Raw genomic sequence first — 16,764 nt, forward strand, 5'->3', positions numbered from 1 at the left:
AGGAGAACACAATGGTTACATTTGTAGCGCGTAAATGGTTGTTAGCCGCGAGCGTGACGGCAGCCCTGGCCGCTGCCCCCGCGTTCGCCGCCAAAGACGTGGTGGTCGCCGTCGGCTCCAACTTCACCACGCTCGATCCGTACGACGCCAACGACACGCTCTCCCAGGCGGTGGCGAAATCGTTCTATCAGGGGCTGTTTGGTCTCGACAGAGAGATGAAGCTGAAAAATGTGCTGGCGGAGGGGTACACCGTATCCGACGACGGGCTGGTCTATACCATCAAGCTCCGTTCCGGCGTGAAGTTTCAGGACGGGACTGATTTCAATGCGGAGGCGGTAAAGGTCAACCTCGACCGTGCCAGCAATCCTGAAAACAGCCTCAAGCGCTATAACCTGTATAAAAATATCGCCAGCACCGAGGTAGTCGACCCGGCAACGGTAAAAATCACCCTGAAAGAGCCATTCTCCGCGTTTATCAATATTCTGGCGCATCCGGCGACGGCGATGATCTCGCCCGCCGCGCTGAAAAAGTACGGTAAAGAGATCGGCTTCCACCCGGTGGGAACCGGGCCGTACGAGCTGCTCACCTGGAACCAGACCGATTTCGTGAAGGTGAAAAAATTTGCGGGATACTGGCAGCAGGGGCTGCCGAAGCTGGACACCATCACCTGGCGCCCGGTGGTGGATAACAACACCCGCGCGGCAATGCTGCAAACCGGCGAGGCGCAGTTTGCCTTCCCCATCCCGTATGAGCAGGCCGCCATTCTGCAGAAAAACAGCAAGCTGGAGCTGGTTGCTAGCCCGTCTATCATGCAGCGCTACATCAGCATGAACGTCACGCAGAAGCCGTTCGATAACCCGAAGGTGCGTGAAGCCATCAACTATGCCATTAACCGTCAGGCGCTGGTGAAGGTCGCTTTTGCGGGTTATGCCACCCCGGCCACCGGCGTGCTGCCGCCGGCTATCGCGTATGCGCAAAGCTATCAGCCGTGGCCGTACGATCCGGCCAAAGCGCGCGAGCTGCTGAAAGAGGCGGGTTTCCCGAACGGCTTCAGCACCACGCTGTGGTCGTCGCACAATCACAGTACCGCCCAGAAGGTGCTGCAGTTTACCCAGCAGCAGTTGGCGCAGGTGGGGATTAAGGCGCAGGTCACCGCGATGGATGCCGGGCAGCGTGCGGCAGAAGTGGAGGGGAAAGGGCAGAAAGAGAGCGGCGTGCGGATGTTCTACACAGGCTGGACCGCCTCGACCGGTGAAGCCGACTGGGCGCTGTCGCCGCTGTTTGCCTCGCAGAACTGGCCGCCAACCCTGTTCAACACCGCGTTTTACAGCAATCCGCAGGTGGACAAAGACCTGGCCGATGCCCTGAAAACCACCAAACCGGAAGAGAAAGCCCGCCTCTACAAGGACGCGCAGGACATTATCTGGAAAGAGTCGCCGTGGGTACCGCTGGTGGTGGAGAAACTGGTCTCAGCCCATAACAAAGCGCTGACCGGGTTCTACATCATGCCGGACACCGGCTTTAGCTTTGACGATGCGGATTTAAAATAAACCTCATGCTGAATTATGTTTGTAAACGTCTGCTGGGGCTTATCCCGACGCTGCTGATAGTGGCGGTGCTGGTGTTTTTGTTTGTCCATATGCTGCCGGGCGATCCGGCGCGCCTGGTAGCCGGGCCCGAAGCGGATGCCACCGTCATTGAGCTGGTGCGTAAACAGCTGGGCCTCGACCAGCCGCTGTATATGCAGTTTCTGCACTATATGTGCAACGTTCTGCAGGGCGATTTTGGTATCTCGATGGTGTCGAGGCGTCCGGTGTCGGAGGAGATTGCCAGCCGCTTTATGCCCACGTTCTGGCTAACGATTGCCAGCATGGGCTGGGCGGTGGCGTTTGGGCTGGGCGCGGGGATTATTGCGGCCGTCTGGCGCAACCGCTGGCCGGACAAGCTCGGCATGGCGCTGGCGGTGACCGGCATCTCCTTCCCGGCGTTCGCGCTGGGGATGCTGCTGATGCAGATCTTCTCCGTTGAACTGGGCTGGTTGCCCACCGTCGGGGCCGATACCTGGAAGCATTACATTCTGCCCTCCATGACGCTGGGCGCTGCCGTGTCGGCGGTGATGGCCCGCTTTACCCGCGCCTCGTTCGTGGACGTGCTGAGCGAAGATTATATTCGCACCGCGCGGGCGAAAGGAGTCAGCGAGAAGTGGGTCATTCTCAAGCACGGGTTCCGCAATGCGATGATCCCGGTGGTGACGATGATGGGGCTGCAGTTTGGTTTCCTGCTGGGTGGCTCTATCGTCGTGGAAAAGGTCTTCAACTGGCCGGGGCTGGGGCGCCTGCTGGTCGATTCCGTCGAGATGCGCGACTACCCGGTGATTCAGGCAGAAGTCCTGCTTTTCTCGCTGGAGTTTATTCTTATCAACTTAGTGGTGGACGTGCTCTACGCCGCCATTAACCCGGCCATCAGGTATAAGTAAGATGCGATTGTTGAACTGGCGGCGTCAGGCCGTTTTGAACGCGATGCCGGGGCTTAAACCGGAGCATGTCCGCACCCCGTGGTCCGAATTCTGGCGACGTTTTCGCCGTCAGCCGGTCGCAATGGCGGCGGGGCTGTTCGTGCTGGTGCTAATTGCCGTGGCGATCGTTGCGCCGTGGGTAGCGCCGTTTGATGCGGAAAACTACTTTGACTACGACCGCCTGAACGACGGCCCCTCAATGCTGCACTGGTTCGGCGTGGACTCGCTTGGCCGCGATATCTTCAGCCGCGTGCTGGTGGGGGCGCAAATTTCTCTCGCCGCCGGGGTAGTCGCGGTGCTGATCGGTGCGGCTATCGGTACCGTGCTGGGGCTCGTCGCCGGGTATTATGAAGGCTGGTGGGATCGCATCATCATGCGCATCTGCGACGTGCTGTTTGCTTTCCCCGGCATTCTGCTGGCGATTGCCGTTGTCGCTATTATGGGCAGCGGCATGGCGAACGTCATTATCGCGGTGGCGGTCTTTTCGATTCCGGCCTTTGCCCGCCTGGTGCGCGGCAATACGCTGGTGCTGAAACAGCAGACGTTTATTGAATCCGCCCGCAGCATGGGGGCCAGCGATACCACCATTCTGTTCAGCCATATTCTGCCCGGGACGGTGTCGTCCATCGTGGTCTATTTCACCATGCGTATCGGCGTGTCGATTATCTCGGCGGCCAGCCTGTCGTTTCTGGGGTTAGGGGCACAGCCGCCGACGCCGGAGTGGGGTGCGATGCTGAACGAGGCGAGGGCCGATATGGTGATTGCGCCGCACGTGGCGATCTTCCCGAGCCTGGCGATTTTCCTGACCGTGCTGGCGTTTAATTTGCTGGGGGATGGGCTGCGCGACGCGCTGGATCCGAGGATTAAAGGGTAGTGCAGTGAAATGTGCCGGGTGGCGGCTACGCCTTACCCGGCCTGTAAAAGATGTACAGTGAGATTAAACCCGGCTACCCCACAGGTCATACTCATCCGCGTTTTCAACCTTCACGCGAATAATATCACCTGGCTTAACGTTGGTTTCGCCGTTCAGGTACACCGCGCCGTCGATTTCAGGGGCGTCCGCCATGCTGCGACCAATCGCGCCTTCTTCGTCCACTTCGTCGATGATAACCATGATCTCACGGCCCACTTTCTCCTGCAGACGTTCAGCAGAGATCTGCTGCTGCAGCTGCATGAAGCGGTTCCAGCGCTCTTCCTTAACCTCTTCCGGCACCTGATCCGCCAGCTCGTTGGCGGTTGCACCTTCCACCGGGCTGTACTTGAAGCAGCCGACGCGGTCCAGGCGCGCTTCCTTCAGGAAGTCGAGCAGCATCTGGAAGTCTTCTTCGGTTTCACCCGGGAAGCCGACGATAAAGGTGGAGCGCAGGGTCAGATCCGGACAGATTTCACGCCACTGCTTGATGCGCGCCAGCTGGCGGTCAACGGAGCCAGGGCGTTTCATCAGCTTCAGGATACGCGGGCTGGCGTGCTGCAGCGGGATGTCCAGGTACGGCAGAATTTTGCCTTCCGCCATCAGCGGGATCACATCGTCAACGTGCGGGTACGGGTAGACGTAGTGCAGACGCGTCCAGATACCGAGCTTAGCCAGCTGCTCGCACAGGCCCACCATGCTGGTTTTCACCGGCTCGCCGTTGTGGAAACCGGAGCGGTGTTTGACGTCCACGCCATAAGCTGAGGTGTCCTGGGAGATGACCAGCAGCTCCTTCACGCCCGCATCGGCCAGACGTTTCGCTTCCGCCAGCACTTCGCCAATCGGACGGCTCACCAGATCGCCACGCATGGACGGGATGATGCAGAAGGTGCAGCGATGGTTGCAGCCTTCAGAAATTTTCAGGTAGGCGTAATGACGCGGCGTCAGCTTCACGCCCTGTTCCGGCACCAGGCTCAGGAACGGGTTGTGCTTTGGTTTTGGCACGTAGTGATGAACATGTTCCAGCACCTGCTCGTAGCTGTGCGGGCCGGTGATCTCCAGCACCTTTGGGTGCACTTCGCGGATTTGGTCCACTTTCGCGCCCAGGCAGCCGGTAACAATCACTTTGCCGTTTTCGGTCAGCGCTTCACCGATGGCTTCCAGTGACTCCTGGACCGCGCTGTCGATAAACCCGCAGGTGTTAACGATCACCATATCGGCGTTGTCGTAGCTTGGCACCACGTCATAGCCCTCGGTGCGCAGTTCGGTCAGGATGCGTTCTGAATCCACCAGGTTTTTCGGGCAGCCCAGGGAGACGAAGCCGATTTTCGGCTGGTGCGTAACATTGCTCATAGGTTAAAAATTCATCAATTATGGAGTTATCAGGGCGGGATTTTACAGCGTATCGCGGGGGATTTATACACTCTTTGCAAGGCGGATGCGCCAGGCCGAGGTTGTAACATTGTAAATAATGTTAATCAGTTAAGAATAATTGATCTCAGGCATTAAACTGTACAAAAAATGACCTTATTCTGAATGTGCAACATGGCTGACAGAGGAGGAAATAGCATGTCCGTTGACAGACTGAAACGCGATCTGCTTAACAAGCTGATCAACGCCCGAATCGACCTGGCCGCCTATCTGCAGCTCAGGAAGGCAAAGGGCTATATGTCAGTCAGCGAAAGCGAACATCTGCGTGATAATCTGTTTGAACTGTGTAATTTCATGCGTGAAAAAGCACCGACCCTGAAGGCGGAATACGATGAAAGCGAGCTTATGGCGCTGCGTCGCGCCGCTGAGGTGCTCTCCATTGCAGGGGTATGTTTGATGAACGGACGCCACGACTGCCCGACTTTTATCGCGGTTAACGCGGAGAAGCTTGAAAACTGCCTGACAACGCTCTCTCTTTGCATCATGTGTCTTAACAAGCACGAGACGCTTGCACAGCACTGAGTTCGGGGGGAGGCAACTCCCCCCATCTGATTAAGCTTTTGTAAAAGTGGTAACGCGCCCGGAGGTAATGGCTAATCTTTATGCCATATGCCGAAAAAGGAGCGCTTTATGCCTCGATCCTCGTTGATTTTCCTGCCTGCATTGTTTATTCCGTTTTCGCTTCTTGCTGCGCCAGAGGCGGTAAAGGTTGAGGTGCTGCAAAACCGACTCGATCACCCCTGGTCGATGGCGTTCCTGCCGGGTAATGACGGTTTACTGGTCACTCTTAAGGGCGGGCAGCTCAAGCGCTGGCAGGCCGGGAAAGGACTTTCCGATCCCATTGTCGGCGTGCCGAAGGTGTGGGCGAACGGCCAGGGAGGACTGCTGGACGTTGTGCTGGCGCCTGATTTTGAAAAGTCGCGCCGCGTCTGGCTGAGCTACGCCGAAGCCGGGCGTGACGGCAAGGCCGGGACGGCGGTGGGCTATGGTCGCCTGAGCGACGATCTTTCCCGCATCGAGGGATTCCAGGTGGTGTTCCGCCAGATGCCGAAACTCTCTACCGGTAACCATTTTGGTGGGCGACTGGTGTTCGACGGCAAAGGGTATCTCTTCATTGGACTCGGCGAGAACAACCAGCGCCCGACGGCGCAGGATCTGGACAAGCTGCAGGGTAAGGTGGTGCGCCTCACCGAAGACGGTAAAGTGCCGCCGGATAACCCCTTTGTGAACACCTCCGGCGCGCGGCCGGAAATTTGGTCCTACGGCATTCGTAACCCGCAGGGGATGGCGATGAACCCGTGGAGCGACACGCTGTGGCTGAACGAGCACGGCCCGCGCGGCGGGGATGAAATCAACATCCCGGAGAAGGGCAAAAATTACGGCTGGCCGCTGGCAACGCACGGCATTAACTACAGCGGGCTGAAAATCCCGGAAGCCAAAGGCGAGCACGTTGAGGGAGCCGAAAAGCCGCTGTTTGTCTGGAAAGTGTCACCCGCGGTCAGCGGCATGGCGTTCTATAATAGCGACGTGTTCCCGCAGTGGAAAAACAAGCTGTTTATTGGGGCGCTGAAGGAAAAGGACGTTATCGTGCTGAGCGTGGACGGCAATAAGGTGACGGAGGACGGGCGGATCCTGGGCGACCGGGAGCAGCGTATTCGCGACGTGCGGGTGGGGCCGGATGGCTATCTGTATGTCCTGACCGACGAAACGGACGGGCAGCTGTTAAAAGTCAGCCCGTCCGGTGTGTAATCAGGTAACCGGGATCATCACCACGTTACGGTACGCCGGGCGCTCGCTAAGCTGCTTAAGCCAGCGGTCAAGGTTCGGGCGCGGCGTCCATTTCAGACCGAGGTTGGTCAGGTTCCAGACGAACGGCGCTACGGCAATGTCCCCCACGCCGAACGTATCGCCGGAGAACCAGGCGTGCTTCGCCAGCTCATCGTCCATCATCGCAAACAGGTTTTCGCAGGCATCCTGCGCGGCATGAATGGCGGGGTAGTCACGCTCGGCTTCAGGGGTTCTCACCAGCCCCATCAGGATCACGCGGTGAACGGGAGAGAGCGTCTGATTTGCCCAGTCCATCCACTTCTCACCCTGCGCGCGCTGTGCCGGGTTTTCAACCCACAGGCGGCCAAGACCGTACTGGGCGGCGAGGTAACGCACAATGGTGTTGGACTCCCAAAGGGTTGCGTCTGTTTCGTCATCGCGCAGCAGCGGCACCAGGCCGTTCGGGTTCATCGCCAGATAGTCGGCCTCTTTGTTCACGCCGAACGACATGCCAGCCATGATTTGGTTAAACGGTAAATCCAGTTCCTCCAGCGTCCAGAGCACTTTCTTAACGTTGGTCGAATTATTCCTGCCCCACAGCGTAATCATATTTACTCCTGTTGAGTGTGAATCCGGGTCGGCTTTTTGCCATGGTGAGATAAACCTAACAATTACGCAACAGAAGACAAAAAAATCGCCTGAATCAAAGCGTAAATGAATGTTATTGCATAAACTTTAATAACTTTACCCTCGTTGGGTTTCTTTAACCGTTTTAGTGCGCTATTACTCATCGCTTCTTGCGACACGGTGATGTGACGTAATTTTTGAATGGACACTCGGGTGGCATTTATGACGCGAAAAATGACTTCTCTGCGCAGCCTGGCGGCAGGCTCTGCGCTTCTTTTCCTGTTTGCACCAACACTCTACGCGGCTGAACAGGCTGCGCCCGAAGCGCCGCCTGTGGACGCGCGCGCCTGGATACTGATGGACTATTCCAGCGGTAAGGTGCTGGCGGAAGGCAATGCGGATGAGAAACTCGATCCGGCCAGCCTGACCAAAATCATGACCAGCTATGTGGTCGGGCAGGCGTTAAAAGCGGGCAAGATCAAGCTGGACGATATGGTCACCATCGGGAAGGATGCCTGGGCGACCGGCAACCCGGCGCTGCGGGGCTCGTCGGTGATGTTCCTGAAGCCAGGCGATCAGGTCTCCGTCTCCGATCTGAACAAAGGGGTAATCATTCAGTCGGGAAATGATGCCTGTATCGCGCTGGCCGACTACGTTGCCGGCAGTCAGGATTCTTTCATTGGTTTGATGAATGGCTATGCGCAAAAGCTCGGCTTAACCAACACCACCTTCAAAACGGTCCACGGCCTGGATGCGCCGGGACAGTTCAGTACCGCGCGCGACATGGCGCTGCTGGGAAAAGCGCTGATCCACGACGTGCCGGATGAATACGCCATCCACAAAGAGAAAGAGTTTACCTTCAACAAAATTCGCCAGCCGAACCGCAACCGCCTGCTGTGGAGCAGCAACGTTAACGTGGACGGAATGAAGACCGGCACTACGGCCGGCGCGGGCTACAACCTGGTGGCCTCCGCGACGCAGGGCGACATGCGCCTGATCTCGGTGGTGCTGGGCACCAAAACCGACCGCATCCGCTTTAACGAGTCAGAAAAACTGCTGACCTGGGGCTTCCGCTTCTATGAAACCGTGACGCCGATTAAACCGGATGCCACGTTCGTCAGCCAGCGCGTCTGGTTTGGTGACAAGAGCGAGGTGAATCTGGGGGCGGGTGAGGCCGGTTCCGTGACCATTCCACGCGGTCAGCTGAAAAACCTGAAAGCAAGCTATACCCTGACCGACCCGCAGCTCACCGCGCCGCTGAAAAAAGGCCAGGTGGTCGGGACGATTGATTTCCAGCTAAACGGCAAGTCGATTGAACAGCGTCCGCTGATTGTGATGGAAGCGGTGGAAGAGGGCGGCTTCTTCAGCCGGATGTGGGATTTCGTGTTAATGAAATTCCATAGCTGGTTTGGCAGCTGGTTTAGTTAAGTTTTATGCCGGGTGGCGCTGCGCTTACCCGGCATAACCTCAATACATCAACTTCACCTGCTGTGCCTTTGCATGGGCCACAATCTCGTCATCGGGGCGGCAATCGCTGACGATGGCGTCAAACTGCGCCAGCTCGCCCATTCTTGCCGAACGCACCTTGCCAAACTTGCTGTGATCGACCACCAGCACATGATACTGCGCGGCATTTAACGCCCAGTGCTTGACCGGCAGCTCCTCCAGATTAAAGCAGGTTGCACCCTGGCGCACGTTCACGCCTGCGGCAGAATAAAACGCGATGTCCGGGCATAAATTGCTAAGCGTGTCCTGCAGGTTAAGCGGCTTAAAGATGGCGTTGCTGGCGTGAAACTCGCCGCCGCAGAGGATTACCCGGCACTCGGGTTTCTCCTGAAGCGCCAGAAAGGTGTTCAGGGAGTAGCACACGGCGGTAAAGGGAATACTGCTGTCAATGGCTTCGATAATCCACGGCGTAGTGGTGCCGCAGTCAAAAAACAGCGTCTGGTGCGGCTGAACCAGCGTGGCCGCAAGGCGCGCGGCTTTGCGCTTCTCTTCAACCAGACGCGTCTTCTGGTCGCTGATCAGATAATGGCTGGCGCTGCGCGGCTCAAGGACGATGTACCCGCCCAGCAGTACCACGGGGGCGCTGTCGCTGTTCAGATCGCGACGAATGGTCATCTCTGAGACGCCGAGGAGGTTGGCGGCTTCCTTCAGATGCAGCTTATCGCTGCGCTTCAGCGCCTGCAGCAACTGAGCAATGCGGTCATCGCGTCGTGTTTCCATAGTTCCTCGGGATAAAAAAGTGAGCCCCCGCAGGGCGGGGGCTCAGTGTAACCTGTCCGGTTGGGATTAGTCACGTATCCAGCCCTTACGGATCGGGATGGCAAAAATGGCGCGATAGAGCGAAGAGAGCCCGCGGTAGAGCGCCTCACCGAAGAGATTCCACAGGATAGCCGCGCTCACGCAGCCAATCAGCCCCACCAGGAAACCGCCCACCATATCCAGCGGCCAGTGGACGCCAAGATAGACGCGCGACCAGGCGATAGCCACAGCGGCCACCATCAGCACCGCACCCGACCACAGGCGATGCCAGAACAGGAAAGCCAGCGCGAAGGTGAAGATAACCGTACCGTGATCGCTCGGGAAAGAGTCATCCGGCGCGTGGTGCAGGAAGGTGTAGCCAATGCGATCGACAAAAGGACGATCGTGCGGGAACGCGTGGCCGAGAAGATAGCTGACCAGCACGCTTACCCCGAGCGCCATCGCGACTTTGATCACCAGCTGGCGCTGAGCCTTAACCTGGCTGCGCGGCCCCCACAGCCAGAGAATGGCAGCCAGCGCAGGCACGATGCTGATAAGGTCTTTCGCCAGAAAGGTGGCAAAATCAATCATCCACTCTGGCGAGGCCGGGGTGGCGTTGATCAGATAAAACAGCTGATAATTCAGATTCTCTAGCATAGCGTAATCACTCTTTTGCAAACCGGGTGGAAACCAGCCCGTAGACCGCCACCTGGGAAAACCAGACCCACCACCCGGCCCACAGGTTGTGAGAGAAAAAATGTGCCCCGCGCATCACCTGGCCGAAGCCCATCGCCAGACCCAGAACCGCGCCAAGGACCACAAAGCTCCAGGCGAGACGCGGACGCTCGCGCCAGAAGGCAAAAAACAGCCCCATCACCATAAAGCCGCTGGAAGAATGGCCACCCGGGAAGCAGCGGCCCGGACCGCTGTCTGCCGGAACAGCACTGAACAGGGGGTAAGACACGGCCTTACCGCCATATTCCACCAGATCCCACGGGCAGCTGTGGTGGCTGATGCTTTTCAGCACGCCGACCACCAGCGCGCCAAGCCCCATCAGCAGCGCGGCTGTGACAAGCCTTGCGTTACGTTTGTAAGCGCCGTAAAGCAGCGCCACGGCGCCTAAGGCAATCGCAATGTACTTCGCCAGACGATGGTTCAGCAGATCCAGCAGGTGGTCTTTCTGCAGCGGGAAAGTCTGTGTCGCCGCGTCATACCAAAAACCGGTGATCCATCTGTCGAGCGCTTCATCGCGCGATAGCCACGTAAACACCACGGCAAGCGCTACTAGCACCAAAAGCTGATAACCATAAAAGCGGGACGGTAAGCGGTAAAGCTGTTTTGTCTTATTAGTCTGTAAGTTAGACAATTCTGAACGGCTGGAAGTGAGTGCCATAATTAGGGATCAGTGACGAGTAATCGCGCTATCATAAATCTGTCAACTTAAGGAAACCTTAAACGAAGACGATATGTGCTTTATTTCTGTTTCTCCTCGATAAATCACTATCTCGGATTACGGCATTTCATTAAACTCGTCGCGATTTTGTCATTATAAAGAGATTGCATGTTAAACCGTTCTTCTTCTGGTTCACGTCTGGGTCGTCAGGCGTTGCTTTTCCCTCTGTGTCTGGTGCTCTACGAATTCTCTACCTATATCGGCAACGATATGATCCAGCCCGGTATGCTGGCCGTTGTGGAGCAGTACAACGCGGGAATCGAGTGGGTGCCGACCTCCATGACCGCCTATCTGGCTGGCGGCATGTTTTTGCAGTGGCTGTTAGGCCCGCTGTCGGATCGTATTGGCCGCCGTCCGGTGATGCTGACGGGCGTGGTGTGGTTTATCGTTACCTGCCTCGCCACGCTGCTGGCGCAAAACATTGAACAATTTACCCTGCTGCGTTTCCTGCAGGGGGTGAGCCTGTGCTTTATCGGCGCCGTGGGGTATGCCGCCATCCAGGAGTCGTTTGAGGAGGCGGTGTGTATAAAAATTACCGCGCTGATGGCTAACGTGGCGCTGATCGCCCCCTTACTCGGGCCGCTGGTGGGGGCAGCGTGGGTGCACGTTGCGCCGTGGGAAGGGATGTTTGTGCTCTTTGCTGTTCTCGCCGCCATCGCGTTCTTCGGCCTGCACCGCGCGATGCCGGAAACGGCTACCCGTCTGGGCGAAAAACTCTCGCTGAAAGAGCTGGGCCGGGATTACAAAGCAGTGTTGCAAAATGGCCGCTTTGTGGCGGGGGCGCTGGCGACCGGATTCGTTAGCCTGCCTCTGCTGGCGTGGATCGCGCAGTCACCGGTTATTATCATCAGCGGTGAAAAGCTCAGCAGCTACGAGTACGGCCTGCTGCAGGTGCCGATCTTTGGCGCGTTGATTATCGGTAACCTGGTACTGGCCCGTCTGACGTCTCGCCGCACCGTGCGTTCACTGATTATCATGGGCGGCTGGCCGATTGCGGCAGGGCTGATTCTGGCGGCGGTAGCGACCGTCGCGTCATCCCACGCCTACCTGTGGATGACGGCGGGGCTGAGCATTTATGCCTTCGGAATTGGTGTGGCGAACGCTGGCCTGGTGCGCCTGACCCTATTTGCGAGCGAGATGAGTAAAGGTACGGTCTCTGCGGCGATGGGCATGCTGCAGATGCTGATTTTTACCGTCGGTATCGAGGTGAGCAAGCACGCTTACGCGCTGGGCGGCAACGGGTTGTTCAGCCTGTTTAACCTCGCCAACGGCGTGCTGTGGGTTGGCCTGATGGTGGTATTCCTGAAGGACAAACGTGTCGGAAACGCCCTGCAACCATAATCTTTTTTTCCCTCTCCCCTTTGGGGAGAGGGGCGAGGCCGCCAGACCGCACGCGGTCAATTAAACGGTGCCTCCCCGTTCAACACCTTCTCAATCACGTTTAAAACGCCTTCCTCGTTATTATGCGGTGCTTCAAAGCGCGCCTCCGCTTTAATATGCGGTTTGGCATTTGCCATCGCAAAGCTGAACCCGGACTGACGCAGCATCTCCACGTCGTTGCCGCTATCACCAAAGGCCACCACTTCGCTGTCCTCGATGCCCCAGCGCGTTTGCAGGATCCGCAGGCCGTTGGCTTTATGCACGCCGGGGATAATCAGGTCAATGCTGCCGTGACCGGTGGTGACGGGCACCATAATGTCACTTAGCTTTTCATGCAGCAGCGCCTGAATGCGCGGAATTTCGTCATCGGAAACGTTGAGCCCGAACTTGAAGAAGATGTCGTTCAGGCTGTTGAAATCCTGCACCCTTTCGAGGCGGTGATAATATTTTGACGCGATATCAATGAAGGCATCGTCATAGGCTTTAAGCGTGTAGGCGCTGCCTTTCCCGCAGGCGATAATCTCAATGCCGGGAACATCGTTTAAGACGGTGGCCACGGTGCTGAAATGCGCTTTTGTCAGCTCGCCGTTGAACACATCTTCCCCGGCATCGACCACCCAGCCGCCGTTTTCGGCAACAAAGGCAATTTCATGCGCGATCTCCGGGAAGAACGAGATCAGCTGGTAATACTGGTTGCCGCTGGCGACAACAAAGCGAATGCCTTGCTCCTTCATGCGCGCATATTGCGCCAGAAAGCGCGGGCGGTTATAGGTCTTGGCATCACTCAGGAATGTGCCATCCATGTCGACGGCGATCAGTTTAACGCTCATATCCCTTCTCCATTGACGTTTGTTCCGTTTCCGGCTTTGCCACCGCGCGCGCCACCAGCGCCGCGATAATCACCAACCCTAACACCACCAGCATGGCGCTGCGCAACCCGTAGTGCTCACCGAGGAAACCGAGCAGCGGCGGCCCGACCAGGAAGGCGAGGTAGCCCGTGGTCGCCACCACGCTGACGCGGGTCGGGGCATCCGGGCCGGTGTCGCTGGCGGCCGAAATAGTCAGCGGGAAGCCGAGCGACGCGCCCAGACCCCAGAGGATGACCGAGACTCCGGCAATCCAGTCCACGTCCACAAAGACGATCATCGCGATACCCAGGCCGCCGAGCAGGGCGCTGGCGCGCACTACCGCCACGCGGCTGTAGCGGTCGATAAACCAGCCGCCGGTGAAGCGCCCTACGGTCATCCCCAGCGTAAACCCGGCGTAAATCAGCGAGCCGGAGGTCGGACTAAAGCCGTGGCCGTCCACCATCAGCAGCGGCAGCCAGTCGTTGGCAGAACCTTCCGCGAAGGCCATCGCCAGCACCACCACGCCGATGAGCATCAGCTGGAAATCGCGGTAGAAGGGCAGCCCTTTTTCCGTCGAATGCTGTTCTTCAGCGGAATTCTTGCCGGTACCGTTCGGGATCGCCCGAATGCCGGTCAGGATCGGAATGATGCATACCAGCGCCGCCAGCAGGATATGCAGATTCGCGCTCATGCCAAAGGCCGTCAGCGCCATCCCGACGCCCGCACCGGCGAGCGTGCCGAGGCTGTAAAATCCGTGCATCATGGGCAGCACGGTTTTGTTCATCTCGCGCTCGACCGCCGCCCCTTCAACGTTTATCGCTACCTCCGCCGAACCGAAGCTGCCGCCAAACACCGTCAGCCCCAGCGCAAACAGCACCGGCGAAGCAAACCACAGCGCCACGCTTAGCACGATCATCCCAATTACCGCGAAGCACATGGTGGTGCGGATCACCGCCCGCGTGCCAAAGCGCTTCACCAGCCACGCGGAGCAGAGAATACCGCTCATGGAGCCTATCGACAGACCGAACAGCACGATGCCCATCTCCGCGGTAGAGACGGACAAAATATCGCGAATGGCGGGCGTACGTGTGGCCCAGGAGGCCATCAGCAGACCGGGAATAAAGAAGAACATAAACAATGCCCACATGCGTAGTCGCAGGGCGTTGCGGGAAGAGGTCAGCGTCATTGGGGTAGCACCAGAAGTACAACAGTAGCGACAACACTAGCAAGTTTGTGTACATTTGTACACAAACCAGGTGAGGAATTTATGAGCAGACCACCGAACGATCCGCATCGACGTGAAAAAATTCTCCAGGCGACGCTGGATACCATTGCCGAACACGGGATTCACGCCGTCACGCACCGCAAAATCGCCACCTGCGCGGGCGTGCCGCTGGGGTCAATGACCTACTATTTCGACGGCATGGAGCCGCTGCTGGAGGAGGCCTTCACGTGGTTTACCCGGCAGATGTCGCAGCAGTACCGGGATTTCTTCGCGGGCGTCACCGGGCCGGAGATGGCGTGTGAATCCATCACCACTCTGATCCACAGCTCGCAGGTGACCACGCCGCACAACATGGCGCTGATGTATCAGCTTTACGCCTTTATGCACCGCAGCGCGGCGCTCAAAACGGTGATGCAGGACTGGATGAAAATGAGCCAGACCACGCTGGAGCAGTGGTTCGACCCGGTCACCACCCGTGCGCTGGATGCCTTCATCGAAGGGATGACGCTGCACTATGTGACTGACCGAGAGCCATTAAGCCGGGAGGAAATTCGGGCGATGGTGGGGAGAATTGCGGGCGAGGGGAACCCTTAGGCATCACTCGCCCTGCCTGTTTTACCTGTGTTCGATTTTTTTCCCGCTGGCGTCCACGACGGCTTCGCCATCCTCTTTACTAAACGCGCCTTTCTGCGCGTCCGGCAGAATGTCGAGGACAACTTCAGACGGGCGGCACAGGCGGGTGCCCAGCGGCGTTACCACAATCGGGCGGTTAATCAGAATCGGGTATTGCTGCATAAAGTCGATAAGCTGGTCGTCGGTGAAGATATCTTCGGCCAGGCCGAGCTGTTCATAGGGCTCCACGTTTTTGCGCAGCAGATCCCGCACCGAAATCCCCATATTAGCAATCAGGGTGGCCAGCTTATCGCGCGACGGCGGGGTTTCCAGATAGAGGATAATCTCCGGCTCCGTGCCGCTGTTGCGGATCATCTCCAGCGTATTGCGCGAGGTGCCGCAGGCTGGGTTGTGGTAGATGGTGATGTGGCTCATATCAGTGGCTCATTACAGTGTGAAGGAGAGACGTAGCGCCAGCGCGGCGAGCGTCACAAACAGGACCGGCAGCGTCATGATGATGCCCGTCCGGAAATAGTAGCCCCAGGTAATCGTCATGTTTTTCTGCGCCAGCACGTGGAGCCAGAGCAGGGTGGCGAGGCTGCCGATAGGCGTGATTTTCGGCCCCAGATCGCAGCCAATCACGTTGGCGTAAATCATCGCGTCCTTGAGCAATCCCGTCGCCATGCTGCCCTCAATGGAGAGCGCGCCAATCAGCACCGTGGGCATATTGTTCATTATGGATGACAGGAACGCGGTGATGAACCCGGTTCCCAGCGTGGTGGCCCACAGTCCGTGTCCGGCCAGGCTATTCAGCACGCCAGTAAGATAATCCGTCAGCCCGGCATTGCGCAGGCCATACACCACCAGATACATCCCGAGCGAGAAAATAACAATCTGCCAGGGTGCGCCGCGCAGCACTTTTCCGGTGTTTATTGCATGTCCCCGTTTTGCGACAGCGAATAAAATCAGCGCGCCGACGGTGGCGATGGCGCTGACCGGAATGCCGAGAGGTTCAAGCACAAAGAAGCCGACGAGCAGAAGCAGCAGCACGATCCAGCCCGTTCTGAACGTCGGGAGATCGTGAATGGCCCGCTCGGGCTCCTGAAGTTTCGCCAGGTCATACTCCGGGGGAATTTCCTTGCGGAAGAAAAGATGCAGCATCACCAGCGTTGCGACAATCGCGGCAATATCAACGGGGATCATCACCGAGGCGTATTCGCTGAACCCCAGCTTAAAGAAGTCTGCCGACACGATGTTGACCAGGTTGGAGACAATCAGCGGCAGGCTGGCGGTATCGGCGATAAAACCTGCCGCCATCACAAACGCCAGCGTGGCCTGCTTGCTGAACCCCAGCGCCAGCAGCATGGCGATGACGATAGGCGTCAGGATCAGCGCCGCGCCGTCATTGGCAAACAGCGCCGCCACGGCCGCACCCAGCAGCACGATATAAGTAAACAGCAATCGCCCGCGACCGTTTCCCCAGCGGGCAACGTGCAGCGCCGCCCACTCGAAAAAGCCGGACTCATCCAACAGCAAGCTGATAATGATGACGGCGATAAACGTCGCCGTGGCGTTCCAGACGATATTCCAGACCACAGGTATATCGTTAATGTGAATTACCCCGCTGGCCAGCGCCAGCACGGCGCCAATGGTCGCGCTCCAGCCGATACTGAGCCCTTTGGGCTGCCAGATGACCAGTACCAGCGTAAACAGAAAAATTGCCCCTGCCAGAAACATCTTTTACTCCGTTAT

The 16,764-nt window shown here is 57.9% G+C and carries 17 protein-coding genes; 8 read left to right on the plus strand and 9 right to left on the minus strand.

Going from position 1 to position 16,764, the window contains the following annotated elements; all coding sequences use genetic code 11:
- Window positions 1-11 precede the first annotated feature (11 nt).
- Genes gsiB through gsiD form a run of 3 tightly spaced genes read left to right on the plus strand, consistent with a single transcriptional unit; the run spans window position 12 to window position 3,389 of the window.
- The gene (gene gsiB / locus ACMGGH_RS12500; protein ID WP_232948019.1) at window positions 12-1,550 is read left to right on the plus strand and encodes a glutathione ABC transporter substrate-binding protein GsiB; all 1,539 of its coding nucleotides are present in this window, start codon (window positions 12-14) and stop codon (window positions 1,548-1,550) included.
- A 5-nt stretch (window positions 1,551-1,555) separates the two neighbouring features.
- Window positions 1,556-2,476 carry a glutathione ABC transporter permease GsiC gene (gene gsiC / locus ACMGGH_RS12505; RefSeq protein WP_045630942.1) on the plus strand — a complete coding sequence of 307 codons (921 nt, stop codon included), beginning with the start codon at window positions 1,556-1,558 and terminating at the stop codon, window positions 2,474-2,476.
- A gap of 1 nt (window position 2,477) precedes the next feature.
- The gene (gene gsiD / locus ACMGGH_RS12510) at window positions 2,478-3,389 is read left to right on the plus strand and encodes a glutathione ABC transporter permease GsiD (RefSeq protein WP_028012480.1); all 912 of its coding nucleotides are present in this window, start codon (window positions 2,478-2,480) and stop codon (window positions 3,387-3,389) included.
- A 63-nt stretch (window positions 3,390-3,452) separates the two neighbouring features.
- On the opposite strand, the gene rimO is transcribed toward gsiD, so the two are convergent.
- Window positions 3,453-4,778, minus strand: a complete 1,326-nt coding sequence (rimO, locus tag ACMGGH_RS12515; RefSeq protein ID WP_041910688.1) for a 30S ribosomal protein S12 methylthiotransferase RimO — start codon at window positions 4,776-4,778, stop codon at window positions 3,453-3,455.
- 216 nt (window positions 4,779-4,994) lie between these two features.
- Between rimO and bssR the strand changes: the two genes are divergently transcribed.
- Window positions 4,995-5,378 (plus strand): biofilm formation regulator BssR, encoded by a 384-nt coding sequence (gene bssR / locus ACMGGH_RS12520; RefSeq protein ID WP_047368169.1) that lies wholly within the window; start codon window positions 4,995-4,997, stop codon window positions 5,376-5,378.
- Window positions 5,379-5,486: 108 nt separating this feature from the next.
- Complete coding sequence (locus ACMGGH_RS12525) at window positions 5,487-6,605, plus strand: PQQ-dependent sugar dehydrogenase (RefSeq protein WP_232948020.1); 1,119 nt, start codon at window positions 5,487-5,489, stop codon at window positions 6,603-6,605.
- Here ACMGGH_RS12525 and ACMGGH_RS12530 read toward each other — a convergent pair whose 3' ends face one another.
- Window positions 6,606-7,232, minus strand: a complete 627-nt coding sequence (locus ACMGGH_RS12530; protein ID WP_045259989.1) for a glutathione S-transferase family protein — start codon at window positions 7,230-7,232, stop codon at window positions 6,606-6,608.
- A 240-nt stretch (window positions 7,233-7,472) separates the two neighbouring features.
- Between ACMGGH_RS12530 and dacC the strand changes: the two genes are divergently transcribed.
- Window positions 7,473-8,678: a serine-type D-Ala-D-Ala carboxypeptidase gene (dacC, locus tag ACMGGH_RS12535; protein WP_045260004.1), complete on the plus strand. Its 1,206-nt coding sequence runs from the start codon at window positions 7,473-7,475 to the stop codon at window positions 8,676-8,678.
- A gap of 39 nt (window positions 8,679-8,717) precedes the next feature.
- Here dacC and deoR read toward each other — a convergent pair whose 3' ends face one another.
- The 3 genes from deoR to ACMGGH_RS12550 all read right to left on the minus strand — a co-directional run bounded on the left by deoR (window position 8,718) and on the right by ACMGGH_RS12550 (window position 10,887).
- Complete coding sequence (deoR, locus tag ACMGGH_RS12540) at window positions 8,718-9,476, minus strand: DNA-binding transcriptional repressor DeoR (protein WP_047368171.1); 759 nt, start codon at window positions 9,474-9,476, stop codon at window positions 8,718-8,720.
- A gap of 66 nt (window positions 9,477-9,542) precedes the next feature.
- Window positions 9,543-10,151 carry an undecaprenyl-diphosphate phosphatase gene (gene ybjG, locus ACMGGH_RS12545; RefSeq protein ID WP_193359471.1) on the minus strand — a complete coding sequence of 203 codons (609 nt, stop codon included), beginning with the start codon at window positions 10,149-10,151 and terminating at the stop codon, window positions 9,543-9,545.
- A gap of 7 nt (window positions 10,152-10,158) precedes the next feature.
- Window positions 10,159-10,887 (minus strand): phosphatase PAP2 family protein, encoded by a 729-nt coding sequence (locus tag ACMGGH_RS12550; protein WP_047368172.1) that lies wholly within the window; start codon window positions 10,885-10,887, stop codon window positions 10,159-10,161.
- Between the two features lie 168 nt (window positions 10,888-11,055).
- On the opposite strand from ACMGGH_RS12550, the gene ACMGGH_RS12555 reads away from it, so the two are divergent.
- Window positions 11,056-12,288 (plus strand): MFS transporter, encoded by a 1,233-nt coding sequence (locus ACMGGH_RS12555; protein ID WP_048960865.1) that lies wholly within the window; start codon window positions 11,056-11,058, stop codon window positions 12,286-12,288.
- A gap of 56 nt (window positions 12,289-12,344) precedes the next feature.
- Here the strand turns inward: ACMGGH_RS12555 and ACMGGH_RS12560 are convergent, their stop codons facing one another.
- Together ACMGGH_RS12560 and ACMGGH_RS12565 are read right to left on the minus strand one after the other, a co-directional pair.
- On the minus strand, window positions 12,345-13,157 hold the full coding sequence (locus ACMGGH_RS12560; RefSeq protein WP_059355492.1) for a Cof-type HAD-IIB family hydrolase: 813 nt from the start codon (window positions 13,155-13,157) through the stop codon (window positions 12,345-12,347).
- Window positions 13,147-14,361 (minus strand): MFS transporter, encoded by a 1,215-nt coding sequence (locus ACMGGH_RS12565; protein ID WP_041910681.1) that lies wholly within the window; start codon window positions 14,359-14,361, stop codon window positions 13,147-13,149. The genes ACMGGH_RS12560 and ACMGGH_RS12565 overlap by 11 nt, the downstream gene beginning before the upstream one ends.
- Window positions 14,362-14,442: 81 nt before the next feature.
- Here ACMGGH_RS12565 and ACMGGH_RS12570 point away from each other — a divergent pair, with 81 nt between their 5' ends.
- A complete protein-coding gene (locus ACMGGH_RS12570) occupies window positions 14,443-14,994 on the plus strand; it encodes a TetR/AcrR family transcriptional regulator (protein ID WP_028012492.1) in 552 nt (183 codons plus the stop codon).
- 21 nt (window positions 14,995-15,015) lie between these two features.
- Here the strand turns inward: ACMGGH_RS12570 and arsC are convergent, their stop codons facing one another.
- Window positions 15,016-15,447, minus strand: a complete 432-nt coding sequence (gene arsC, locus ACMGGH_RS12575; protein WP_063154615.1) for a glutaredoxin-dependent arsenate reductase — start codon at window positions 15,445-15,447, stop codon at window positions 15,016-15,018.
- Between the two features lie 12 nt (window positions 15,448-15,459).
- Entirely contained in the window at window positions 15,460-16,749 is a 1,290-nt protein-coding gene (locus ACMGGH_RS12580; RefSeq protein ID WP_232948021.1) for an arsenic transporter, read from the minus strand.
- Window positions 16,750-16,764: the final 15 nt, after the last annotated feature.

Source organism: Enterobacter sp. BNK-16 (genome assembly GCF_048684955.1).
Lineage (GTDB): Bacteria > Pseudomonadota > Gammaproteobacteria > Enterobacterales > Enterobacteriaceae > Enterobacter > Enterobacter bugandensis.